Here is a 22971-nt window from a genome sequence, read left to right on the forward strand (position 1 = left end):
GCGGAGCACCCTGCGTTTCCATGGCCTGCGGGCGAAACGGAGCAGCGAACTCAGGTAGCCTTGTCCGTACACGCGACCTTCCATGACAACAGCAGACGCGGCCGAGGAGTCACCCGGATGAGCACCACCCAGAGCGAGAGGCTGCGCGCGTTGCTCGAGCCGCTCGTCGTCGAGGCGGGCCTGGACCTGGAGGAGATCACGGTCTCCGCCGCCGGACGGCGGCGCCAGCTGCTGGTCGTGGTGGACGCCGACGAAGGCGTGGACCTGGACGCGATGGCCGAGGTGAGCCGGCTGATCTCCGCCACCCTCGACGACTCCGACGCGATGGGCGACCAGGAGTACCTGCTGGAGGTCAGCTCACCCGGCACCGACCGCCCGCTCACCGAGCCGCGACACTTCCGGCGCAACGCGGGACGGCTGGTCAGACTGCAGCTCAAGGAGCGCGGAGAGCTGATCGCGCGGATCATGACGGTGGACGACACCGGTCTGGACCTGGAGGTGCCCGGCGTCAAGGGCCGCAAGCCCAAGCCGGCCCGCGCGGACTTCGCGGACATCGCCAAGGCCCGGATCGAGGTCGAGTTCAGCCGTAAGGCGGACGGCGAGGCGGCGGACGACGGCGACGCCGAGGCGCACGCCGACGAGAGCGACCCGAACGACGAGAGCACTGAGGAGGCGTAGCCGTGGACATCGACATGAAGGCCCTGCGGGGCTTGGTGACGGAACGGCAGATCTCGTTCGACCTGCTCGTCGAGGCGATCGAGTCGGCTCTCCTCATCGCCTACCACCGTGAGCCCGGCAGCTTCCGCAAGGCTCGCGTGGAACTGGACCGGCACACCGGCCACGTCACCGTGTGGGCCACCGAGGAGCCCGAGGACGCGGGCGAGGGCGCCGAGCCGCGCGAGTTCGACGACACCCCGTCCGGCTTCGGCCGGATCGCCGCGTCGACCGCCAAGCAGGTGATCCTGCAGCGGCTGCGCGACGCCGAGGACGACGTGACGTTCGGGGAGTACGCCGGCCGCGAGGGCGACATCGTCACCGGAGTGGTCCAGCAGGGCAAGGACCCCAAGAACGTGCTGGTCGACATCGGCAAGCTGGAGGCCATCCTGCCGGTGCAGGAGCAGGTGCCCGGTGAGGACTACGCGCACGGCACCCGGCTGCGCTCCTACGTGGTCCGGGTCGCCAAGGGCGTCCGCGGTCCGTCCGTGACGCTCTCGCGCACCCACCCGAACCTGGTGAAGAAGCTCTTCGCCCTGGAGGTGCCGGAGATCGCCGACGGCTCGGTGGTCATCGAGGCCATCGCGCGCGAGGCCGGTCACCGCACCAAGATCGCGGTCCGATCGACCCGCTCCGGACTCAACCCCAAGGGCGCCTGCATCGGTCCGATGGGCGCCCGGGTGCGGGCCGTGATGGCCGAGCTGAACGGCGAGAAGATCGACATCGTCGACTGGTCCGACGACCCGGCGGAGATGGTCGCCAACGCGCTGTCGCCCGCCCGGGTGTCCAAGGTCGAGGTGGTGGACTTCGCGGCCCGTTCCGCCCGCGTCACCGTGCCGGACTACCAGCTGTCGCTGGCGATCGGCAAGGAGGGGCAGAACGCCCGGCTGGCGGCTCGCCTCACCGGGTGGCGGATCGACATCCGGCCGGACACGGAGCAGCCGGAGAGCTGATTCCGGCCAACCGCCGGGCGGATGGCAGACGAACAACCGTGCGCTCGTGCACTCGAAGGAGTGACGACGGTGCGGGGAGGTAGACTAAAGGATGTCTGGTCGGACGCTGAACCCAGCATGCCCGGAGCGCACGTGCATCGGCTGCCGGGAGCGAGCGGCCAAGAGCGGTCTGCTGCGTGTGGCGGCGGTCGGGGACGCGTGCGTACCCGATCATCGCGGTACGCTGCCCGGTCGGGGTGCATATCTGCATCCCGCCCTTGCCTGTCTTGACCTGGCGGTCCGCCGCCGGGCGTTCACCCGGGCCTTCAGAGCACCGGTGACGCCCGACACGGCGGATCTGCGCCGGTACGTCGAGCGGGCAGCCCCGTAGGAAGAAAAGAAGTACGGCACGGGCAACACCGTGCGGTCAGGTACCTCGCGAGTCGGAAGTAGGTCGAGATTGCGATGAGCACTCGATGAGTACGCGATGAGTACGCCCATGAAGTAGCGACGGTCCGGCGGACGACCACCCCGGACCTAGAAGGAGCGAAGTGGCTAAGGTCCGGGTATACGAACTCGCCAAGGAGATGGGAGTCGAGAGCAAGGTCGTCATGGCCAAGCTCCAGGAACTCGGCGAATTCGTCCGTTCGGCGTCCTCGACCATCGAGGCACCGGTTGTCCGCAAACTGACTGACGCTTTCCAGGGACCCGGCGGCGGAGCCGCCGGCAAGTCCGCTGCCAAGCCGTCCGCGCCCCGCAAGGCGGCGCCCTCGAAGCCGGCCCCGACCCCGGGTGCGCCGGCCCGTCCTGCTGCCCAGGCACCGAAGCCGGGCGGCCCCACCACCCCCGCGGCCCCGGCCGCGCCGAGCACCGGCTCCGCGCCGGCGTCCGGCCCGCGCCCCGGCCCGAAGCCGGCGCCCAAGCCCGCGCCGTCGGCCCCCGTGCCGGCCGCGGAGTTCCAGGCCCCGGCGGCCGGTCCGGCGAACCCGGCCGCGCCCTCGGCGCCGTCCGCGCCCTCCGGGTCCCCGCGACCCAGTGGTGCCGCTCCCGGCCCGCGCCCGGCCCGTCCGGCCTCGTCCGGCCAGGGCGAGCGTCGTGGCGAGGGCGGTGCGCCGCGTCCCGGCGGCGGCCGTCCGGCCCAGGGCGGCGCACGCCCCGGCGCCCCGCGCCCCGCGGGTCCGCGCCCCGGCAACAACCCGTTCACCTCGTCCGGCTCCACCGGCATGCCGCGCCCCGGTGGCGCGGCGCGTCCCGGCGGCGGCCAGGGCGGTGCCCCGCGTCCCGGCGGTCCCGGCGCCGGCGCCCCGCGTCCCGGCGGCGCGCCGCGTCCCGGTGCTCCCGGCGGTGCGGGCGGTCCGGGCGGATCGCGTCCGAGCCCGGGCGGGATGCCTCGTCCGCAGGCCTCCGGCCCGCGTCCCAACCCCGGCATGATGCCGCAGCGCCCGTCCGCCCCCAGCGGTCGTCCCGGCGGCGGTCCTGGTGGCCGTCCCGGCGGCGGTCCTGGTGGTCGTCCCGGCGGTGGCGGCGGCGGTCGTCCCGGCGGTGGCGGCGGCTTCGCCGGCCGTCCGGCCGGTCCCGGCGGCGGTGGCCGTCCGGGTGGCGGTGGCGGCTTCGGCGGTCCCCGTCCCGGTGGCGGCGGCGCTCCCGGCGGTGGCGGCGGCTTCGGCCCCCGTCCCGGCGGCTTCGGCGGCCGTCCCGGCGGCCCGGGTGGCCGTGGTGGCACGCAGGGCGCGTTCGGTCGCGGCCCCGGCGGCCGTCCGGCGCGCGGGCGCAAGAGCAAGCGGCAGAGGCGCCAGGAGTACGAGGCCATGCAGGCCCCGTCCGTGGGCGGCGTGCTGCTGCCCCGCGGCAACGGCCAGACCGTGCGCCTGTCGCGCGGTGCCTCGCTCACCGACTTCGCCGAGAAGATCAACGCCAACCCGGCGTCGCTCGTCCAGGTGATGCTCAACCTCGGTGAGATGGTCACGGCCACCCAGTCGGTGTCCGACTCCACGCTGGAGCTGCTCGCCGGCGAGATGAACTACGTGCTGGAGATCGTCAGCCCGGAGGAGGAGGACCGCGAGCTGCTCGAGTCGTTCTCCATCGAGTTCGGTGAGGACGAGGGCGGCGAAGAGGCCCTGGTCTCCCGGCCCCCGGTGGTCACCGTCATGGGTCACGTCGACCACGGCAAGACCCGCCTGCTCGACGCGATCCGCAAGACCAACGTGGTCGCGGGCGAGGCCGGCGGCATCACCCAGCACATCGGTGCCTACCAGGTCGCCACCGAGGTCAACGGCGAAGAGCGGGCCATCACCTTCATCGACACCCCGGGTCACGAGGCGTTCACCGCCATGCGTGCCCGTGGTGCGAAGTCCACCGACATCGCCATCCTGGTGGTGGCGGCGAACGACGGTGTGATGCCGCAGACGATCGAGGCGCTGAACCACGCCAAGGCGGCCGACGTGCCGATCGTGGTCGCGGTCAACAAGATCGACGTCGAGGGCGCCGACCCGACCAAGGTGCGCGGTCAGCTCACCGAGTTCGGTCTGGTGGCCGAGGAGTACGGCGGCGACACCATGTTCGTCGACATCTCCGCCAAGCAGGGTCTGCACATCGACAGCCTGCTGGAGGCCGTGATCCTCACCGCCGACGCCTCGCTCGACCTGCGGGCCAACCCGGAGCAGGACGCGCAGGGCATCGCGATCGAGGCGCACCTGGACAAGGGCCGCGGCGCGACCGCGACCGTCCTGGTGCAGCGCGGCACGCTGCGGGTCGGCGAGACCATGGTCGTCGGCGACGCCTACGGCCGCGTCCGCGCCATGCTCGACGACGCGGGCAACACCGTCGAAGAGGCGGGTCCCTCGACGCCGGTCCAGGTCCTGGGCCTGACCAACGTCCCGGGCGCCGGCGACAGCTTCATCGTCGTCGACGAGGACCGCACGGCACGCCAGATCGCCGAGAAGCGGGCCGCCCGCGAGCGCAACGCCGCGTTCGCCCGCAAGGGCCGCAGGTTCTCGCTGGAGAACCTGGACGAGGCGCTCAAGGCCGGTGAGGTGCAGGAACTCAACCTCATCATCAAGGGCGACGCGTCCGGTTCGGTCGAGGCCCTGGAGTCCTCGCTGCTGCAGCTCGACGTCGGCGAGGAGGTCGACATCCGCGTGCTGCACCGCGGCGTGGGTGCGGTCACCGAGTCGGACATCGACCTGGCGACCGGCTCCGACGCCATCGTGATCGGCTTCAACGTGCGCGCCGCCGGGCGTGCCACGCAGATGGCCGAGCGCGAGGGTGTGGACGTCCGCTACTACTCGGTGATCTACCAGGCCATCGAGGAGATCGAAGCGGCGCTCAAGGGCATGCTGAAGCCCGAGTACGAGGAGGTGGAGCTCGGCACCGCCGAGATCCGCGAGGTGTTCCGCTCCTCCAAGCTCGGCAACATCGCCGGTGTGCTGGTCCGCTCCGGCGAGGTCCGCCGCAACACCAAGGCCCGCCTCGTGCGCGACGGCAAGGTCATCGCGGAGAACCTCAACATCGAGGGTCTGCGCCGCTTCAAGGACGACGTCACCGAGATTCGTGAGGGTTACGAGGGCGGTATCAACCTCGGCAACTACAACGACATCAAGATCGACGACGTCATCGCGACGTACGAGATGCGGGAGAAGCCGCGCGGCTGATCCGGCACGTCGCACAGGCGTGACACCGGTCCGGGGCCGGTCGGCGGGAGAAATCCTGTCGATCGGCCCCGGCCGTCGCCTGTACCTTCGATGGCATGTACGTAGGCGCTCAGAGCTTCGACCTGCTGCTCGGTGACGTACGGTCGCTGAAGGAGAAGAGGTCCGTCGTCCGCCCGATCGTCGCCGAACTGCAGCGCAGATTCGGGGTGAGCGTGGCGGAGACCGGCGGGCAGGACCTGCACCGCAGGGCCGAGATAGGAATCGCGGTGGTGTCCGGCGATCCGGGGCACATCAAGGACGTCCTCGACCGGTGCGAGCGCTGGATGGCCGCCCGGCCCGAGGTGGAACTGCTGTCGGCACGGCAGCGGATCCACGGCGACGACGACTGACGGCGGCCTACGGCGGCCGACGACGGCTGTCGACGACCGGGGACGGCTGACGGCGTCGGGCGCCGGCCCGGCACGGAGTGGACTGCGCGTCCGTACGCGCACCTGAACGCGAAGAAGAGAGAAGAAGACGATGACCGACACCGCGCGGGCGCGAAAGCTGGCGGACCGCATCCGGGTCGTGGTCGCGGAGACCCTGCAGCGCCGGATCAAGGACCCCCGGCTGGGCTACGTGACGATCACCGACACCCGGGTCACCGGTGACCTGCGGGAGGCGACGGTCTTCTACACGGTCTACGGGGACGACGAGGAGCGTGCCGCGTCCGCGGCCGCGCTGGAGAGCGCCAAGGGCGTGCTGCGCTCGGAGGTCGGCCGGCAGACGGGCGTGCGCTTCACCCCGTCCCTGGCCTTCGTGGCCGACGCCCTGCCGGACAACGCCCGCACCATCGACGACCTGCTCGCCAAGGCCCGCGCCTCCGACGAGCAGGTGCGCAAGACCGCCACCGACGCGCAGTACGCCGGCGACGCCGATCCGTACCGCAAGCCGGCGGACGACGAGGACGCCTCCGACCTGGACGACGCCCCGGACGCCGCGGCTGGTCCGGACGCCGCGGCTGGTCCGGACGACGCGGCCGGCAAGGCCGCCGGCTCCGACGAGGACGGTTCCACGCAGGCATGACACGTCCACAGGGACCCTCCGGGCTGGTGATCGTCGACAAGCCCGGGGGGCTCACCTCGCACGGCGTGGTGTCCCGGATGCGGCGGCTGGCCGGCACACGCCGGGTCGGGCACGCCGGAACCCTCGACCCCATGGCCACCGGCGTCCTGATCATCGGCGTCGAGAAGGCCACCCGCCTGCTCGGTCACCTCGCGCTGACCGAGAAGGAGTACACGGGCACCATCCGGCTCGGCCAGACCACGGTGACCGACGACGCGGAGGGCGAGGTCACCGCCTCCGTCGCCGCGACCGGCGTCACCCGTGAGGCCGTCGACGCCGGTATCGCCGTCCTCACCGGGCCCATCCAGCAGGTGCCGTCCAAGGTCAGCGCGATCAAGGTCAACGGCGTGCGGTCCTACACCCGGGTGCGGGAGGGCGAGGACTTCGAGCTGCCCGCCCGCCCGGTGACCGTCTCGTCGTTCACCGTGCAGGACATGCGGGCCGCGCGGGCGGTCGGGCCGGACGGGGCCGCGACGGACGTCGTCGACCTCGACGTGACGGTCGTCTGCTCCTCCGGCACCTACATCCGTGCGCTGGCCCGCGATCTGGGCGCCGGGCTCGGCGTCGGCGGCCACCTGACGGCGCTGCGCCGCACCCGCGTCGGCCCCTACGGCCTCGACGGGGCCCGGACCCTGGAGCAGCTCGAGGTGTCCTTCGGCGTGCTGCCCATCGAGGAGGCGGCCGCGGCCGCGTTCCCGCGCTGGGACGCCGACGCCGAACAGGCCAAGCTGCTCGCCAACGGCGTCCGCATCACGGTGCCCGCGCTGGCCGCGGGGCCGAACGCCGTGTTCGGGCCGGACGGCCGCTTCCTCGCTCTGGTCGAGGAGGACAAGGGCAAGGCGAAGATCGTGGCGGGCTTCGCGCAGTAGCAGGAGCAGGAGCAGCGGTAGCCGTCGCGGGCACGCGCGTGGACGGCGGCGGCTCGGGAGTGCTCCACCGGGCCGCCGGCCGGAGCCGGGTGCCGCGGCTACCTGGTCCGCGGCTCCGCGCCCGAGGCTCCGGGACGACTCGCCGGGCGGGTCCCCCGGAGCGGCTTCGGCGGCGGGGGAGAGGTGCCGGGGGACGGCCTTCTCCTGACCGCACCGGGCGGCGGAACCGTCTGTCCCCTGAGCGGTCCCGCCGCACGGGCCCCCCGGCACACCCCCCTGACCTGTACCTATCCACCTGGCATCCGGATATCACCCCATCGGGCGGGCGCTCGGAGTGAAGCCGTGGTGCGCGGGGGGCGCTTTTCGTCCGCGGTCTAGGCGGGAGATCATCCGGCGCCTACCGTCGAAGGGGGACGAAACGGGGCGCTTTCGCGCAAGCGGGGGCAAGTGGACGGGGAGGTGCCGTGATGGCGGCACACGGGGGCGCGCGGCGCCGCGAGGCGTCCGGCGGCGCGCCGGGCGACGCCCCTGACGGGCTGCCGGAAGGGGCTGAACGGCGCGCGGGCGGGGGCGCCGGACACGGTGCGACCGGAGGCGCGTGGGCGTCCGGCGGCGGCGCATCCGACGACCCGCTGATCCGGATCTGCGACCTGGCGGGCCGCCCGCGCGGCACGGGCTTCCTCGCGGACGCCGACGGCACGATGATCACCAGTCACGAGGCGGTCGACGGCCTCGCGCGCCTCGTGCTCCACGCTCCCGGCGGCCAGGTATGCCTGGTCGAGGCCGAGGCCGTCACCGCCCTTCCCGAGTCCGGGCTCGCGCTGGTCGCCACCGAGGGACTGGCCGTCCCGCCGCTGCCCGTCGCCCCGCACGGCCCCGTCCACCCCGAGCGGCGCGCGCGGCTGCACCTGCCGCGGCGGGTCGACGCCACCGTCCTGGGCACCACGGTCGTCACCTATACCGCGACCGACCGCTTCCACCTGCTTGGCGAGGTCTACGAACTCACTCTGGAAGACGGGGACTTGGCGCGCGCGGCACCGCAGGTGTCCGGCGCCCCCCTGCTCGACGCGGCGACCGGCGCGGTGCTCGGCGTGGTGGCGACCGCCCTGCACGCCGGGCACCGGGCCGCCGGCTTCGCCGTACCGCTCACCGCCGGGTCGGCCGCCGCTCCGCTGGCCGCGCTGCTGGAGCGCAACGCGGCCACGGTCCCCGCCTACGGCGGGCATCTCAACCTCGCGGGCGCGCTCCAGCTCACCGGCACGTCGGTGGGGAGCGCGGCGGGCCCGGGGGAGTGGCGCGAGCCGGTCGCCCGCGAGGACGTCGCCGCCGCGTTCCGCGCGTTCCTGGCGGCGGCCGACGGTGACGACACCCCGGCCTCGGGGCCCGTGGCCGGGGTCGCCTCCGCCGCGACGAACGCGACGGCCGCGACGAACGCCGCGGCGACGGGTGTGCCCGCGGCCGGCGACCCGCCGGCCCCGCTGGTGCTCGGCGTGGTGGGCGAACCCGGCACCGGCCGCACCACCGAACTCGCCCGGCTCGCCGCGCTCCGCGCCCGCGGGCCGCACCCGGCGCCGACCCTGTGGCTGCGCGGGGCGGAACTGCGGCCGGGCGACGGCGGTCTCAGGGACGCCGTCGAGCGGTCGCTGCGCACCGCCGCCCGGATCGTCGGCGCGGGCCGCCACCCGTACTCCGCGGGTACCGCCTCCTGGCCGGCCGCCGGCGTCGAGGACCCCTCGCCCGACGCCGTCGCCGGCCTCGCCCACCGCGCGGGCCGCCCGCTGCTGGTGGTGCTCGACGCCCCCGAGGAGATGCCGCCCGTCCTGGCCCACGCCCTCGCCGACTGGACCGCGGGCACCGCGACGTGGCTGCGGGCCGGCCGGGTCCGGCTGGTGGTGGCGTGCCGCCCGGAGTTCTGGGAGCAGGCCGGCGCGCTGCTGCCGCCCGGCCTGCTGTCCGGTGCGCCCACGGCGCCCCGGGGCCTCCTGCCGCGGGATCTCCCGCGGGATCTCCGGCGGGACCTGCCGCCGTGCCTGCCGCTCGGCGACCTGACCGACGAGCAGGCGGCCCGCGCCCGCTCCCGGCACGGGGTCCGGCCCGGTGAACTCGCGGCGGCCGACGCCGCGCACCCGCTGGCCCTGCGGCTGCTGTCCGAGGTGAAGGCCGCGCTGCCCGAGGAGCTGGACCCCGGCGAGGGCGAGCGGCGGGCGCCCCCGAGCCGGGTGGAGGTGTTCGCCGCCCACCTGGACCTGGTGTGCCTGCGGATCGCGGTACGGCTCGCCGCCGCGTCCGAGCCGCCCCTGCGGGGTACGGCGGTGCGGCGGCTGGCCGCCCGGGTGGCGGGCCAGGTCCACGAGGCCGCGCGGCGCTGCCTGGGCCCGGGCCAGGGCGAGTTGGACCGTGAGGCGTTCGAGGAGCTGTTCCCGTGGCGCACGGGCTGGGCCTCGGCGGTCCTCACCGAGGGCCTGCTCGTCCCGTCCGGGGCGGGCTACCGCTTCGCGCACGAGGAGGCGGCGGACTGGCTGCAGGCCCTGCACCTCGACGTCCCGGCCGCGCTCTACGCGTTGGTCCACCGCTGGTTCGCGCCCGCGGGCGCACCCGCGGAGGCCCCCGTCCGCCTGCCGTCCCGTCCCCCCGTGCCCACGACCCCGGCCACGCGTGCCGGACAGGCGCCCCCCGTCCCGCCCGCGCCCGCGCTGGCCCCGGCGTTCCCCCGCAGCCTGCCCGTCCCGCACCACCGCGCGGCACCCGTCGTCCAGGCCCTCCTGCTGGCCCCGCCGGAGATCCTCACCACCCACCTCCACGGCCTGGTCGACGCCCTCGACCACCCGTCGCTCCTGCCTCCCCGCGCACCGGCCCCGCCCCGCGCCGGGAGCGAGCCCGTCGACCTGGACGCCGACACGGTGCCGAACCAGCGCACCCGCCGGTCCGCCGCCGCGACGCCCAAGGCCGCCGCTGGACGACCGCGTCCGGAGCCGCGTCCGGAACCCGTGCCCGGCCCAGCACCTGCCGCCGGGCCGGCCGCCGGGGAGCACGCCGGGGAGGACGGCGGTGCGTACGGGCCGGCCGCACGCCGGCGGGACGCCGCCTGGTGGGCGGCGCACCTGCTGCGCGAGGTGCTGCTGCGGGTCCCCGACGCGCGGCCGTACCGGGAGGTGCTGCGCGGGCTCGCCGGGCGCATCGTGGTCCGCTCGGTGGCGCGCGGCGGTTTCGCGGCGCTCGGTCCCGGCGGCCTCGCCGCGTTCGGCCCCCGGTTCTGGCAGCAGCTGCCGCTCCCCGCCGCCGACCGGCTCGACCTGCTGCGGCTGCTGCTGCCCGCCGACGGCCCGCCGCACGCCACCCGCCAGGCGGCCGGCGACCGCTTCCTCGGCGCCGTCTCCCCCCTGCTGCGCGCCGAGCCCGGCCCGGCGATGGCCGCCGTCTGCGGCTGGTTCGACGACGACCGGCCGCTGCAGGGCGAGCCGCGGCTCACCGTGGCGTCGGCCGCCCAGGCGCTGCTGCACACGCACCGCCGCTTGGCCGTCGACGACCTCGCCGACGCCCTCGTCGGGGCGGGACAGCCGGCCGCCGACGACGTCCTCACCGCGCTGGCCGAGGACGAGCCGTCCGCCGTGTGCCGCGCGGTCGACCGCTGGGCGCACGACGCCCGCCCCGACCGCCACGTCGCCGCGGCGACGTACGGCGCCAGGACCGCGCCGCACGTCCGCTCCGACGCCGACCGCGAGCTGCTGCGCTATGCCGCGCTGGCGATCCTGGCCCGCGCCGGCGACTGCACGCTGCACGGCGCCGCCCTCGGCCTGCTGGTCCGCGACCCGGCCACCCGGTCGCGTCATCTGCCCGCCGCCCTGCGGCACTTCGCCGACGGCGACCCCGCCCTGCCGCCCGCCGCCGTGGCCGCCGCGCTCACCACGCACCCGGAGCCCGTGCTCGCCGCGTTCCAGCACCGGCTGCGGCGGGCGGACGGCGGCACCGCCGAGGCGCTGCAGGCGCTCGCCGCCGTCGCCGCCCCCGCGCTCGCCCGCCGCACCGCCGTCCTCGTCCAGGGCCTGCTGCGTCATCGGCCCGGCCAGGCCGAGGCCGTCGCCGGCTACCTGGACCTGCGGCTCGAACAGGGGCCGGGCGTCCGGGCGGTGCTGCTGCCCCTGGCCACGGCGCTGCTGCGCGACCACCCGGCGCCGGTGCGGGCCCTCCTCGTCCCGGTGTTCGCAGCCCCCGGCTCCCACCTGTCGCGTGCCCTGCGCCAGGAACTTCTGGAGTCCGTGCTGGAGTCCGAGCGCGACCCCGAGGTCCTGGACGCGCTCCTCACCGCGGCGGCCGCGGGCGCCCGCCAGCGGCACCCGCTCCTCACCCGCGACCTCGTCCACCAGGTCGCGCTCCTGCTCGTCCGCACTCCCGACGGCGCCGCGCTCTTCGACCGCCGCATCGTCGAACTCGCTTCCACCGCACCGGACTTCGCGTGCCTGGTTCGCGCCTGGCTGGCCGACGGCCACATCTGGGACAGCCTCATCGGCCCCAGTGCGCACCGCACCCTGGCCACGGTCCCGTGACCGCCACGCCCGGCGGCCGCACCCGCTGACCGGCCCCCGCGCCGCCGCCCCGGCCGTCCAAGGCGTGCCGGCCCGCGCCCGGCAGGGGAGCCGGTTCCCGTCCCGTCGCGGGTGCGAGCAGGGCGTTCGACGTGCCGCGCGGGGCGCGGGCCGGCCTGTGACACCGGTCACGGGCACGCCGCCTTCCGCCGTCGCGAGCCGTGCCCGGGCCTGGTCGGAGGGCGCCAGGGGCCGCTTCCGGGACGTGCCGATGGACACCGGTGCGGCCCGGCATGGCAGGCTTGGCCCTGCAGGACGGTCGTCCTGGTGAAGCGGCAGTGAGTGAATCGGCGAAGAAGCGGAGCGTCAAGGTGCAGCGCTGGCGGGGCTTGGAGGACGTTCCCGGTGACTGGGGCCGCAGCGTCGTCACCATCGGCTCGTACGACGGTGTGCACCGCGGCCACCAGCTGATCATGGGGCGCGCCGTGCAGCGGGCCCGCGAGCTCGGGCTGCCCGCGGTCGTCGTGACCTTCGACCCGCACCCGAGTGAGGTCGTGCGGCCCGGCACCCACCCGCCGCTGCTGTCCGCGCACCACCGGCGGGCCGAGCTGGTCGAGGCGCTCGGCGTCGACGCCCTGCTGATCCTCCCCTTCACCAGCGAGTTCTCCAAGCTGTCGCCGAGCGAGTTCATCCGCAGCGTCCTCGTCGAGGGCCTGCACGCCAAGCTCGTGGTCGAGGGCCCGAACTTCCGCTTCGGCCACAAGGCCGCGGGCGACGTCGAGTTCCTGTCCGCGCTCGGCCTGAAGTACGACTACGACCTGGAGGTCGTCGACCTCTTCGTGCGCGGCGAGGCCGGCGGCGGCGAGCCGTTCTCCTCCTCGCTGACCCGGCGGCTGGTGGCCGAGGGCGACGTCGAGGGCGCAGCCGAGGTCCTCGGGCGCCCGCACCGCGTCGAGGGCGTGGTGGTGCGCGGCGCGCAGCGCGGCCGGGAGCTCGGCTACCCCACGGCTAACGTCGAGACGCTGCCGCACACGGCGATCCCCGCCGACGGCGTGTACGCGGGCTGGCTGCACGTCGACGGCGAGGCGATGCCCGCGGCGATCTCCGTCGGCACCAACCCCACGTTCGACGGCACGGCCCGCACCGTCGAGGCGTACGCCATCGACCGCGTCGGCCTGGACCTGTACGGGCTGCACGTCGCCGTCGACTTCCTCGCCTACCTGCGCGGCATGGAGAAGTTCGACACCATCGACGCGCTCCTGGAGCGGATGGCCGACGACGTCAAGCGGTCCCGCGAGCTCGTCGAAGCGGCCGAGCCGACTGCCTGAGCGGTCCGATTGAGCGGTCCGCCTGAGCCGACCGCCGGCGCCGTCCCGCGTCGCCGAGCCCGCACCACCGCACCGGCGCAGCCGCTCCCGTCCCCGAGCGCGGCGAAGGCCGGCGTCACTGGCCGATCGCGCCGTCGATCCGCTCGCGCAGCAGGTCCGCGTGCCCGTTGTGCCGGGCGTACTCGGCGATCAGGTCGATCAGCAGCCAGCGCAGCGACATCTGCTTGCCGCTGACCCGGGACCGGAACGTGGTGTCCAGCGACGGCGCCTCGGCGACGATGATCCTCGCCCGGTCGCGCTCGGCCCGCCACACCGCGAAGGCCGCCGCCACGTCGCCGTCCAGCCGGTCGAAGTCCTGGTCCGGCTCCTCGTCGGAGTAGTGGAGCATCGGGATGTCCTCGCCGGCGAACTGGATGCGGAACCACCAGCGCTCCGCCCCGGCCAGGTGCCGCACCAGACCGTGCAGGCTCAGCCCCGACGGGGGAAGGACCCGCCGCGACATCTGGGCGTCCGCCAGGCCACGGCACTTGAGCTCGAACGTGGCGCGGTGCCAGTCCAGGAACGCGGTCAGGATCTCCCGCTCCCCGCCGACGGTCGGCACCGCGGGACGGTCGTCGTCGGCCCACGTCGGTGAGAGCTGGAACGCCTGCCCGGTCGGTACGTGCCCCATGTCCGTCATGCCTCGAGTCTCGCAGGCGGCACCGACAACGGGGGGCGCCTGCCGCGCCGTTCGCACCGGTCCGGTCAGGTGGGGCGGACCAGTCGCGTCTCGTACGCGAACACGACCGCCTGCACCCGGTCGCGCAGTTCGAGCTTGACCAGGATGCGGCTCAGGTGCGTCTTCACCGTCGCCTCCGCCAGGTGCAGGCCGGCCGCGATCTCGGTGTTCGACAGGCCGCGTCCGACCTCGACCAGGACCTCCCGCTCGCGCGCGGTGAGCCGGGCCAGCCGCTCGTCGGCCTCCGGGGTGTCGGCGGTGGCGGGGGAGGGCAGCTGGTGCGCGAAGTGTTCCAGCAGGCGCCGGGTGATGCGCGGTGCCACCACCGCGTCCCCGCCCGCGACCGCGCGGATCGCGCCGAGCAGCTCCTCGGGCCGGGCGTTCTTCAGCAGGAACCCGGACGCACCCGCCTTCAGGCCGGCGAAGGCGTACTCGTCCAGGTCGAACGTGGTGAGGATCAGCACCCGCGACCGCGGGCACGAGGCGATGATGCGGCCGGTCGCCTCGATGCCGTCGGTGCCGGGCATCCGCACGTCCATCAGCACCACGTCGGGACTGCGGTCGCCGGCCAGCCGGACCGCCTCCGCGCCGTCCCCGGCCTCGCCGACCACCCGCATGTCGGACTGGGCGTCCAGCACCATCGTGAAGGCCATCCGCAGCAGCGGCTCGTCGTCCACGAGCAGCACCCGGATCGGCTCGTCCGCGGGCCGCGCGGGCCCCGCCTCGTCGTTCACACCGCCTCCGGGGTGGTCAGGTCCAGTACGGCCGACACGCGCCAGCCGCCGCCGGGGCGCGGCCCCGCGGTCAGCCGGCCGCCGTACGCCGCCGCCCGCTCCCGCATCCCGGACAGCCCGTGCCCCGACGCCGCCACCGGGTCCGGGGCGGACGGCACCGTGCCGTTGCCGTCGTCGGACACCGACAGTGTCACCTCGGCGGCCGTGCACGCCACCCGGACCTCCGCACGGGTGCCGGCCGGCGCGTGCTTGAGGGTGTTGGTCAGGGCCTCCTGCACCAGGCGGTAGGCGGTCAGCTGCGCCGCGACGGGGACCAGCGACGGCTCGCCGGCGATGTGCAGCCGGGTCGGCAGCCCCGCTGCCCGCACCTGGCCGGCCAGACCCTCCAACTGCCCGATGCCCGGCTGCGGATGGCGCAGCGCGTCCGGCTCGTCGGCCCGCAGCACACCCAGGAAACGCCGCATGTCGGTGATCGCCTGGCGCCCGGTGACGCCCACCTGCCGCATCGCCGCGGTCGCCCGCTCCGGGGCGCTCGGCTGCGCGAACACCGCGCCGTCGGCCAGCGCGACCATCACCGACAGGTTGTGGGTGACGATGTCGTGCATCTCCCGTGCGATCCGGGCCCGTTCACCGGCGACCGCGAGCAGCGCCTGCTGGTCGCGCTCGCGTTCCAGACGCACCGCCCGGTCCTCCAGGAACGCCATCCGCTCGCGGCGGCCGCGCATGTTGGAGCCGATGACCAGTGCCGCGATCGCCATCGCCGACAGCGAGACGAACATCCCCACATGGCGTTCGGTTCCCGACCAGCGCAGCGCCGCCAGCAGGATGCCGCCCTCCAGCACCGCGAACGCGGCCAGAGCCCGACGCCGGTCGCGGTTGGCGGCCACCGTGTACAGGGCGATCAGCAGCGTCACGTCGGCGGGGACCCGCAGGTCCGCCACCCACTGCCCGAGGGCGGCCGCGGACACGCAGCCGAACACCACCAGCGGTGCCCGGCGCCGCCACACCAGCGGCAGCACCAGCCCGGTCTGCACCGTCAGCACCGCCACCGGCTGCGAGCGGATCGCGACATGGGAGAGGCCGCCGAGCACGAGGAAGAGGCCCGCGGCGAAGCACAGGTCCACCACCCAGGGCGACAGCGCCAGTTCGCGCCGCGCCCTCAGCCCGGTGACACGCGCCAGGACCGCCGTCAGCGCCGCCGAGGCCAGCGCGAGAGCCACCGGGCCTTCCGTCGCCGCGCCGTCCGCCGCCGGGCTGCGCGTCGCCACGCGGTCCGCGCGATCCGAGGAGGGCGCGGGCACCCCGGCCACCGGCTCCGGGCTCGCGCCGTCCGCGGGCCCCGCGGGCACGACCGGGCGGCCGCCGGTCACACCGGCGGCCGCCTCGGTCCTCGGGCCCGGGGGAAGCACCCCGGACAGGGGCCGTCTCACCGGCCCGGGCCCCCGGGACGGCACTCCGTCCCCGGGGCCCTCCGTGTCGCGGACGTCACGCGTCGCGCCGCTTCAGCAGGAACGCCGCGCCCGCCAGGGCCACGACGCCGTAGAGGCAGAACACCGCGAACCCGGTCCACGGCTGCAGGGTGTGCGCCTCGTGGTGCAGCGTGAGCAGGGACTGCCCGGCGTTGCTCGGCAGCCACTGGTTGACGTGGTTGCCCCACGACGACGGCAGCGCCTCACCCAGCACCGGGATGATCAGCAGGAGGCCGAACAGCGCGGCGATGCCGCCCGCCGTGTTGCGGATCAGCGCGCCGATGGCCACGCCCAGCAGGCCGACGACCGTCAGGTACAGGCCGGTGCCCAGCACCACGCGCAGCACGCCCGGGTCGCCGAGCGACACGCCGAGGTGGTGGGACGACATCAGGGCCTGGCCGAGCAGGAACGCGACGAGCGCGCTCGCCGTCGTCAGCACCCACACCACGGCCGCGAACAGCGCGGACTTCGCCCACAGCACGGGCAGCCGGCGGGGGACCGCGGCCAGCGTGGAGCGGATCATGCCCGTCGCGTACTCGCCGCTGATCATCAGCACGCCGAGGACGCCGACGGCCAGCTGCGCCAGGAAGTAGCCGCGCAGGCTGGTCTGCGCCGGGTCGAAGTGCGCCCGCTCACCGGCGGGCATGCTCGCCCAGTGGCTCGCGGTGAACTCCGAGAACAGCGCGCCCAGTCCGATGAGCGCCACCATCGCGGTGAGCAGCGTGAAGAACGTGGACCGCAGCGTTCGGAGCTTGATCCACTCCGAGTACAGCACCCGTATCTGGGTGACGTGGCCGCGCGGTGCGGGGGCCGGCGCCTGGGCGACCGGCTCCACCGGAATCGTGGTCGTGGTCATGCTGCCTGTCCTTCCTTCTCGCGCACCGGCGCCTGGTACTCCACGGCGTCACGGGTGAGTTCCATGAACGCCTCCTCCAACGACGCCTGCTGCGGAGTGAGTTCGGCCAGCGCGATGCCGGCGTCCGCAGCGATCCGGCCGATCCGGTCGCTGCTCAGCCCGGTCACCTCCAGCACCGAGCGCTCCGCCGACGCCACCGAGACGTCCGGTCCGGCGAGCAGCCTGCGCAGCTGGTCCGCGTCGTCGGTGCGGACCCGGACCGACGTCCCCGCCGCGCCGGTGACGAACTCCTCGACGGAGGTGTCCGCGATGAGGCGGCCGCGGCCGATGACGATCAGGTGCTCGGCGGTCAGCGCCATCTCCGACATCAGGTGCGAGGACAGCAGGACCGTGCGGCCCTCCGCCGCCAGGTCCTTCAGCAGCGTGCGGATCCACAGGATGCCCTCGGGGTCGAGCCCGTTGACCGGCTCGTCCAGCACCAGCGTGGCCGGGTCGCCGAGCAGGGCGCTCGCGATGCCGAGCCGCTGGCCCATGCCCAGCGAGAACCCGCCCACCCGCTTGCGGGCCACCTGGCGCAGCCCCACCACGTCGACCACCTCGTCGACCCGGCTGCGGGGTATGCCGGTGGTGGCCGCCATCGCCAGCAGGTGGTTGTACGCGGTCCGCCCGGTGTGGATCGCGCGCGCCTCCAGCATCGCCCCCACCTCGTGCAGCGGCGCCCGGTGCGCGGCGTACGCCTTCCCGTTCACCGTGACGCTGCCCGAGGTGGGAGCGTCCAGGCCGAGGATCATGCGCATCGTGGTGGACTTGCCGGCGCCGTTCGGGCCGAGGAAGCCGGTCACCACTCCAGGGCGGACGGTGAAACTCAGGTCGGTCACGGCGGCACGCTCGCCGTAGCGCTTGGTCAGGCCGTGGGCTTCGATCATGGGGGGTCCTCGGATGGTGCGTCGATGGACGGTGGATCTCCATCGTCCTTGCCGGAACCGGGTCCGCACGACGATCCACAGAGTGATTCCGCCCCCGAGCGCATGCCACCCCGGTCGCACCCGGTGTACGACTGTCGTCGTACGGCTCACCCGAACGCACCAAGGGCCGCCACACGGGTGATCCGTGCGGCGGCCCTCGGCGCAGGCCCTGCCGGCCCTCCAGTGCCGCAGAGTGACGGCCGCGTGGTTGCGGCCCTCACCCCGCGGTCGTAGCGACCGGCCCTACTGCTGCGGCGGCGGGGGCGGCGGGAAGCCGTACCCCTGCTGCTGCGGGTCCTGCGGCTGCTGCGGCCACCCCTGCTGCGCCTGCGGCGGCGCCCCGTACTGCCCGGGCGGCACCTGCCCCGGCGGCAGCGCGGGCGACGGCGCGGCCTGGCCGGGCTGCCCCGGGTACGGCTGGCCGGGCTGCGGCGGATACGGCTGACCGGGCTGCGGCGCGTACGGGCCGGCCGGCTGGCCGGGGACCCCCTGGCCCTGGCCCGGAGCCGGGTAGCCGCCCTGCGGACCGGGCTGCTGAGGCACACCCGGTGCACCGGGGTACGGACCGGGCGCCCCGCCGTACTGGCCGGGCATCGGCGGCGCCTGGACCGGCGGCGGGTTGAGCCCGTCCTGCGTCCACAGGCCCTGGGCCTGCTGGGCGCGCACGAAGTCCTCGGCCACCATCGCCGACAGGTTGAAGTACGCCTCGCGGGTCTTCGGCCGCATCATGTCCAGGTCGACCTCGGCACCGGCCGCCAGGTGCTCGTCGAACGGGATCACCTGCACGCCGCGGCACCGCGTCTGGAAGTGCGCCACGATGTCCTCGACCCGGATCATCTTGCCCGTCTCGCGCACCCCGGAGATGACGGTGATGCTGCGCGCGACCAGGTCGGCGTACCCGTGCGCGGACAGCCAGTCCAGCGTGGTGCTGGCGCTGGACGCGCCGTCGACCGACGGCGTCGAGACGATGATCAGCTGGTCGGCCAGGTCCAGGACGCCCCGCATGGCGCTGTACAGCAGGCCGGTGCCGGAGTCGGTGAGGATCACCGGGTACTGGCGGCCCAGCACGTCGATGGCCCGCCGGTAGTCCTCGTCGTTGAAGGTGGTCGAGACCGCGGGGTCCACGTCGTTGGCGATGATCTCCAGGCCCGACGGCGCCTGCGAGGTGAACCGCCGGATGTCCATGTAGCTGTTGAGGAACGGGATCGCCTGCACCAGGTCGCGGATCGTCGCACCCGTCTCACGGCGCACCCGGCGGCCGAGGGTGCCGGCGTCCGGGTTGGCGTCGATCGCCAGGATCTTGTCCTGCCGCTCGCTGGCGAGCATCGCGCCCAGCGCGGTCGTCGTGGTCGTCTTGCCCACGCCGCCCTTGAGGCTGATCACCGCGATCCGGTAGCAGGACAGGACCGGCGTGCGGATCAGCTCCAGCTTGCGCTGCCGCTCCGCCTCCTCCTTCTTGCCGCCGATCTTGAAGCGCGAGGGCTGCGCGTTCGCGCCCGGCTTCTTCGGCTTGGGCTGGTTGCGCAGCAGGCGGTCGGAGGACAGCTCCACCGCGGCGGTGTAGCCCAGGGGCGCGCCGCCCTGCGCGGAGCGCTGGCGCTGGTCCGGGGTCACCGTCGGCCAGCCGCCGGTGCGCGGGTCGACCGGCGGGGCGTAGCCCTCGGGCGCGGGCGGCTGCTCCTGCCCCGGCTGCGGGAGCTGGCCCGGCATCCCCGGCTGGCCCGGCGGCGGGAAGCCGTACCCGCCCTGCGCGGGCAGCGGCTGCAGCGGGCCGGGCTCGGCCTGCGGCTGCGCGGGCTGCGGGAAGCCGTAGCCACCGCCCTGCGGGCCGGCGACGGCGGGGCCGCCCGGTCCGGCCGGACCGGGCAACTGCGGCGACTGAGGGGCCGGCGGTACGGCCGCGTGCACCGGCTGCCCGGGCTGCGGCGGAAGTCCCGTGGGCGGCACGGGACTCGGCGCCTGCGGCGCGGGGACTGCGGGCCCCGCGGCGGGCGGGAAGCCCTGCGCGGGCGCCGGCAGCCGGTCGTCGCCGGGCTGGGGCGCCACAGGCGGCTGAGGGGGCAGGCCGGGCTGGCCCGGCTGCGGGAAGCCGTAGCCGCTTCCCTGCGGCAACTGCGGTGCGGGCTGCGGCGGTTCGGGTACGCCCGGCATCGCCTGAACCGGCGGCTGCGGCTGCGGCGCCGCGGGCGGCGGGAAGCCGTAGCCGGTCGGTGCGGGCTGCGCGTCCTGCGGCTGGGGCGCGGCAGGTTGCGGGAAGCCGTAGCCCGCCGCACCCGGCCGGTCGTCCTGTGCCTGCGGCGCCGCGGGCGGCGGGAAGCCGTAGCCGCTCTGCGCGGGGCGGGCGTCCTGCGGCTCGGGCGCGGCGGGCGGCGGGAAGCCGTAGCCGGTTCCCTGCGGCGGCTGAGGCGACTGCGGCGGCTGCGGTGCCGGCTGCGGCGGTTCGGGCACTCCGGGTACCGCCTGAACCGGCGGCTGGTACTGCGGCGCGGGCGGCTGGGGGTAGCCGTAGCCGCCCGGTGCCATGGGCTGCCCGGTCGGCGGCGGGAAGTCCAGACCCTGACCGGCGCCCGGCGCGGGCGGGTTGGGCCCACCGGGGTGCAGCGGTGCCTGGGGCTCGGCGGGTCGCGGCGGGAAGGGCTGACCGGCCTGCGGGGCGGGCGGGTTGGGGCCGCCCGGGTGCATCGGCGCGTCCGCACGCTGGTAGCTCGGCGGCAGCGGCGGAACGGGTCCCTGCGGCGGCCCCGGCGCCCACGGCTTGGCGTCCGGCGGCTGCGGCAGCGGCGTCCACACCGGCGCGCGCTTGGCCGGCTTGGCGTCGTCGGGCTCGGGCCGTTCGCCGGCCGGCTTCGCGTCCTCCACCTTGTCCGCCTCCGCCTCCGGCTCCGACGCCTTCACGGCGTGCGCCGCGCTTCCCGGCGTGCCCGCTGTGTCCGACGTGCCCGGCGTGTCCGCCGGTTCCACTTCGTCGCGCTCGGGGAGCCTCTCGCCCGCGCGCTCCTCGATCTGGCGGCGCATCGCCTCGGCGGAGAACCGCAGCGTCGCGTCGGGGCGCGGCGCGTCCTGCGCGCCGCCGGTCGGGACGGGACCCCAGCCCCCGGGGGAGCCGGCCGCGCCCGGTCCCGAACTCGCCGACGCGGCAGGCGAACCGGGCCCCGCAGACCCCTTCGCGCCGAGCGCGTCCGCGTCGTCACCGGATTCCGCTTCCGCCGCCGCGTCCGGTTCCGCCGACGTGGGCCGCGGGATGACCGGGACGGACGAGACCGACCACGCCGGCTCGTCGTCCGAGCCCCCGGTCCGGGAGCCGCCGGACTCCGGCGACGTGGGCTGCGGGATGAGCGGCACCGACGACGCCGACGGCACCGACGGTGCCGGCTCGTCGTCGGCCTGGTCGGGCTCCGGGCTGGTCGTCGGCTGCGGGATCAGCGGGACCGAGGACGCCGACCACGAACCGGGCGACGCGGACACGCCGCCTCCGGCCGGGCCCCCGCGGTCACGGGGCGCCGCGTCCCGCGGGTCGTGCGACTCCTGCGCCGCGTCCCGCCCGTGTCCCGCCGCTCCTCGGGCCGGGGATCCGCTCGATTCCGGTTCCCGCCCCGCGACATCGTCCGCGACGCCGTCCGTGTCATCAGTGTCGTTCGTGTCGGTGGCGTCGTCCGTGTCGTCCGGGCGGCTCGAACCACCGCTGGAATCCTGCATGTACCAGGCGGGGAGCCGCGGTCCGAGACTGAACTCGCCCGTGTAGTCCGACTCCGACGAGTCCTCGACAGGGGCGGGCCCGCCCACGCGGTTCTCGTCCCGATCGCTGCTCACAATGCCTCCTGATGACTTGCGGTAAACCGTCCGGCGGCGCCCGTTCCCCTGCACCCCATGGCCGATTCCCCCTCCCCGTTCAGGGAAAGACTAATCGCCGGTAGCCGGCCGGTGTCAGGCCCGTCCCGCGTGACGGGCGCCCCGTTCCCCAGGCCCGTACCCGCCTTTGTCCCGCCTCACCACCCAACTCCCGCCCCACGGACGTCACGAGCGCGTTGGTACGGTCCGGGTATGCGCGACGGGCGGATCATCTTCCTGAACGGAACGAGCAGTTCGGGCAAATCGGCCATCGCCCGCGAACTGCTCGCGATCCTCGACGGCGACCCCTGGTTCCACCTCGCCGTCGACGGGATCGGTGCGCTGCGCGCGCGCCGGGAGGTCGCCCCCGACGCGCTCGACGGCATCCTGCGGCGAACCCGCATGGGGTACCACCGGGCCGTCGCCGGCATGGCGGCCGCGGGCAACGACCTCGTGATGGACCACGTGCTCAGCGAGCCGTGGCGGCTCGCCGACTGCCTGGACGTGCTCGCCGCGTTCGACGTGTTCCTCGTCGGCGTGCACTGCCCGCTCCCCGAACTGGAGCGGCGCGAGCGGGAGCGCGGCGACCGCCCGCCGGGCCTGGCGGCCCACCAGTACGCGCGGGTGCACGCGCACGGCGTCTACGACGTCGAGTGCGACTCGGGCGCCGACTCGCCCCGCGCCTGCGCCGAGCGGATCAAGGCACACGTGGAGGGCGCGGTCGCCCGCGGCGAGGCGCCGACCGCCTTCGCCCGCCTGCGGGCGGCCCAGGTGACCGGTGGGTAAGGGCCTCGCCACAGGCTGGTACTCTGGGTGACGGTCACACGTGGCCGCATGCCTGGCGAGTCACCTGAGATTCCCCCGCGATGAAGACCGGGGGCGCTCGCAGGCCCTGAAACCCTGAGGAGTCCGTATGTCGCTCGACGTCGAGACGAAGAAGCAGATCATCGCCGAGTTCGGCACCAAGGAGGGCGACACCGGCTCCCCCGAGGTCCAGGTCGCGCTCCTGTCGCGCCGTATCTCGGACCTGACCGAGCACCTCAAGACGCACAAGCACGACCACCACAGCCGTCGTGGTCTGCTGATCCTGGTCGGCCAGCGCCGCCGTCTGCTGCAGTACCTGGCCAAGAAGGACATCACGCGCTTCCGTGAGCTCCGCGAGCGCCTCGGCATCCGTGCCGGCGCGGCGGGCGTTCGCTAGGACGCTTGAGGGGAGCGGTGCCCGTCTCGGCGGGGCCGCTCCCTTTCGCATATGCGCCGGACGATCCGGCACATATGCAC

At 75.0% G+C, this 22971-nt stretch carries 17 protein-coding genes; 11 read left to right on the forward strand and 6 right to left on the reverse strand.

Annotation, left to right across the window (positions count from 1 at the left end; genetic code table 11):
• The first annotated feature begins 117 nt into the window (after positions 1 to 117).
• From rimP to BMW99_RS16990, 9 genes are all read left to right on the forward strand, one after another.
• Positions 118 to 678: a ribosome maturation factor RimP gene (gene rimP, locus BMW99_RS16950; protein ID WP_069462725.1), complete on the forward strand. Its 561-nt coding sequence runs from the start codon at positions 118 to 120 to the stop codon at positions 676 to 678.
• Between the two features lie 2 nt (positions 679 to 680).
• Complete coding sequence (gene nusA, locus BMW99_RS16955; RefSeq protein ID WP_069462724.1) at positions 681 to 1667, forward strand: transcription termination factor NusA; 987 nt, start codon at positions 681 to 683, stop codon at positions 1665 to 1667.
• 91 nt (positions 1668 to 1758) lie between these two features.
• On the forward strand, positions 1759 to 2037 hold the full coding sequence (locus BMW99_RS16960) for a YlxR family protein (protein ID WP_075017059.1): 279 nt from the start codon (positions 1759 to 1761) through the stop codon (positions 2035 to 2037).
• Positions 2038 to 2197: 160 nt separating this feature from the next.
• Entirely contained in the window at positions 2198 to 5296 is a 3099-nt protein-coding gene (infB, locus tag BMW99_RS16965; protein WP_075017060.1) for a translation initiation factor IF-2, read from the forward strand.
• A 95-nt stretch (positions 5297 to 5391) separates the two neighbouring features.
• The gene (locus BMW99_RS16970) at positions 5392 to 5685 is read left to right on the forward strand and encodes a DUF503 domain-containing protein (RefSeq protein ID WP_069464380.1); all 294 of its coding nucleotides are present in this window, start codon (positions 5392 to 5394) and stop codon (positions 5683 to 5685) included.
• A gap of 130 nt (positions 5686 to 5815) precedes the next feature.
• Complete coding sequence (gene rbfA / locus BMW99_RS16975; protein ID WP_069464381.1) at positions 5816 to 6361, forward strand: 30S ribosome-binding factor RbfA; 546 nt, start codon at positions 5816 to 5818, stop codon at positions 6359 to 6361.
• A complete protein-coding gene (truB, locus tag BMW99_RS16980; protein WP_069464382.1) occupies positions 6358 to 7269 on the forward strand; it encodes a tRNA pseudouridine(55) synthase TruB in 912 nt (303 codons plus the stop codon). The genes rbfA and truB overlap by 4 nt, the downstream gene beginning before the upstream one ends.
• Positions 7270 to 7736: 467 nt before the next feature.
• Complete coding sequence (locus tag BMW99_RS16985) at positions 7737 to 11813, forward strand: trypsin-like peptidase domain-containing protein (protein WP_245791496.1); 4077 nt, start codon at positions 7737 to 7739, stop codon at positions 11811 to 11813.
• 350 nt (positions 11814 to 12163) lie between these two features.
• Positions 12164 to 13120 carry a bifunctional riboflavin kinase/FAD synthetase gene (locus BMW99_RS16990; protein ID WP_069463845.1) on the forward strand — a complete coding sequence of 319 codons (957 nt, stop codon included), beginning with the start codon at positions 12164 to 12166 and terminating at the stop codon, positions 13118 to 13120.
• Between the two features lie 115 nt (positions 13121 to 13235).
• Here BMW99_RS16990 and BMW99_RS16995 read toward each other — a convergent pair whose 3' ends face one another.
• From BMW99_RS16995 to BMW99_RS17020, 6 genes are all read right to left on the reverse strand, one after another.
• Positions 13236 to 13799: a DinB family protein gene (locus BMW99_RS16995; RefSeq protein ID WP_069463842.1), complete on the reverse strand. Its 564-nt coding sequence runs from the start codon at positions 13797 to 13799 to the stop codon at positions 13236 to 13238.
• 65 nt (positions 13800 to 13864) lie between these two features.
• Entirely contained in the window at positions 13865 to 14572 is a 708-nt protein-coding gene (locus BMW99_RS17000; protein WP_256090278.1) for a response regulator, read from the reverse strand.
• The gene (locus BMW99_RS17005; protein ID WP_245791497.1) at positions 14569 to 15942 is read right to left on the reverse strand and encodes a sensor histidine kinase; all 1374 of its coding nucleotides are present in this window, start codon (positions 15940 to 15942) and stop codon (positions 14569 to 14571) included. Before BMW99_RS17005 ends, BMW99_RS17000 begins: the two co-directional genes overlap by 4 nt.
• A gap of 115 nt (positions 15943 to 16057) precedes the next feature.
• Positions 16058 to 16897, reverse strand: a complete 840-nt coding sequence (locus BMW99_RS17010) for an ABC-2 transporter permease (protein WP_069463843.1) — start codon at positions 16895 to 16897, stop codon at positions 16058 to 16060.
• Positions 16894 to 17823 (reverse strand): ATP-binding cassette domain-containing protein, encoded by a 930-nt coding sequence (locus BMW99_RS17015; RefSeq protein ID WP_069463844.1) that lies wholly within the window; start codon positions 17821 to 17823, stop codon positions 16894 to 16896. Before BMW99_RS17015 ends, BMW99_RS17010 begins: the two co-directional genes overlap by 4 nt.
• A 282-nt stretch (positions 17824 to 18105) precedes the next feature.
• Positions 18106 to 20877 carry an AAA family ATPase gene (locus BMW99_RS17020; protein ID WP_107485376.1) on the reverse strand — a complete coding sequence of 924 codons (2772 nt, stop codon included), beginning with the start codon at positions 20875 to 20877 and terminating at the stop codon, positions 18106 to 18108.
• 1026 nt (positions 20878 to 21903) lie between these two features.
• On the opposite strand from BMW99_RS17020, the gene BMW99_RS17025 reads away from it, so the two are divergent.
• Both BMW99_RS17025 and rpsO read left to right on the forward strand, forming a co-directional pair.
• On the forward strand, positions 21904 to 22476 hold the full coding sequence (locus BMW99_RS17025) for a chloramphenicol phosphotransferase CPT family protein (RefSeq protein WP_069465811.1): 573 nt from the start codon (positions 21904 to 21906) through the stop codon (positions 22474 to 22476).
• Positions 22477 to 22603: 127 nt separating this feature from the next.
• The gene (gene rpsO, locus BMW99_RS17030; RefSeq protein ID WP_033173003.1) at positions 22604 to 22891 is read left to right on the forward strand and encodes a 30S ribosomal protein S15; all 288 of its coding nucleotides are present in this window, start codon (positions 22604 to 22606) and stop codon (positions 22889 to 22891) included.
• The last annotated feature ends 80 nt before the right edge of the window (positions 22892 to 22971 follow it).

It is taken from the genome of Actinacidiphila rubida (assembly GCF_900110255.1).
In the GTDB taxonomy this organism is placed as follows: domain Bacteria; phylum Actinomycetota; class Actinomycetes; order Streptomycetales; family Streptomycetaceae; genus Actinacidiphila; species Actinacidiphila rubida.

What these genes read in the sequence shown, in the direction of transcription:
- BMW99_RS17015 (WP_069463844.1), bottom strand. Translation starts at nt 17,823, where the DNA reads ATGATCGAAGCCCACGGCCTGACCAAGCGCTACGGCGAGCGTGCCGCC.
- rbfA (WP_069464381.1), top strand. Translation starts at nt 5,816, where the DNA reads ATGACCGACACCGCGCGGGCGCGAAAGCTGGCGGACCGCATCCGGGTC.
- BMW99_RS16985 (WP_245791496.1), top strand. Translation starts at nt 7,737, where the DNA reads ATGGCGGCACACGGGGGCGCGCGGCGCCGCGAGGCGTCCGGCGGCGCG.
- BMW99_RS17010 (WP_069463843.1), bottom strand. Translation starts at nt 16,897, where the DNA reads ATGACCACGACCACGATTCCGGTGGAGCCGGTCGCCCAGGCGCCGGCC.
- BMW99_RS17025 (WP_069465811.1), top strand. Translation starts at nt 21,904, where the DNA reads ATGCGCGACGGGCGGATCATCTTCCTGAACGGAACGAGCAGTTCGGGC.
- BMW99_RS16960 (WP_075017059.1), top strand. Translation starts at nt 1,759, where the DNA reads ATGTCTGGTCGGACGCTGAACCCAGCATGCCCGGAGCGCACGTGCATC.
- rpsO (WP_033173003.1), top strand. Translation starts at nt 22,604, where the DNA reads ATGTCGCTCGACGTCGAGACGAAGAAGCAGATCATCGCCGAGTTCGGC.
- rimP (WP_069462725.1), top strand. Translation starts at nt 118, where the DNA reads ATGAGCACCACCCAGAGCGAGAGGCTGCGCGCGTTGCTCGAGCCGCTC.
- BMW99_RS17020 (WP_107485376.1), bottom strand. Translation starts at nt 20,877, where the DNA reads ATGCGCCGCCAGATCGAGGAGCGCGCGGGCGAGAGGCTCCCCGAGCGC.
- truB (WP_069464382.1), top strand. Translation starts at nt 6,358, where the DNA reads ATGACACGTCCACAGGGACCCTCCGGGCTGGTGATCGTCGACAAGCCC.
- BMW99_RS16995 (WP_069463842.1), bottom strand. Translation starts at nt 13,799, where the DNA reads ATGACGGACATGGGGCACGTACCGACCGGGCAGGCGTTCCAGCTCTCA.
- BMW99_RS16970 (WP_069464380.1), top strand. Translation starts at nt 5,392, where the DNA reads ATGTACGTAGGCGCTCAGAGCTTCGACCTGCTGCTCGGTGACGTACGG.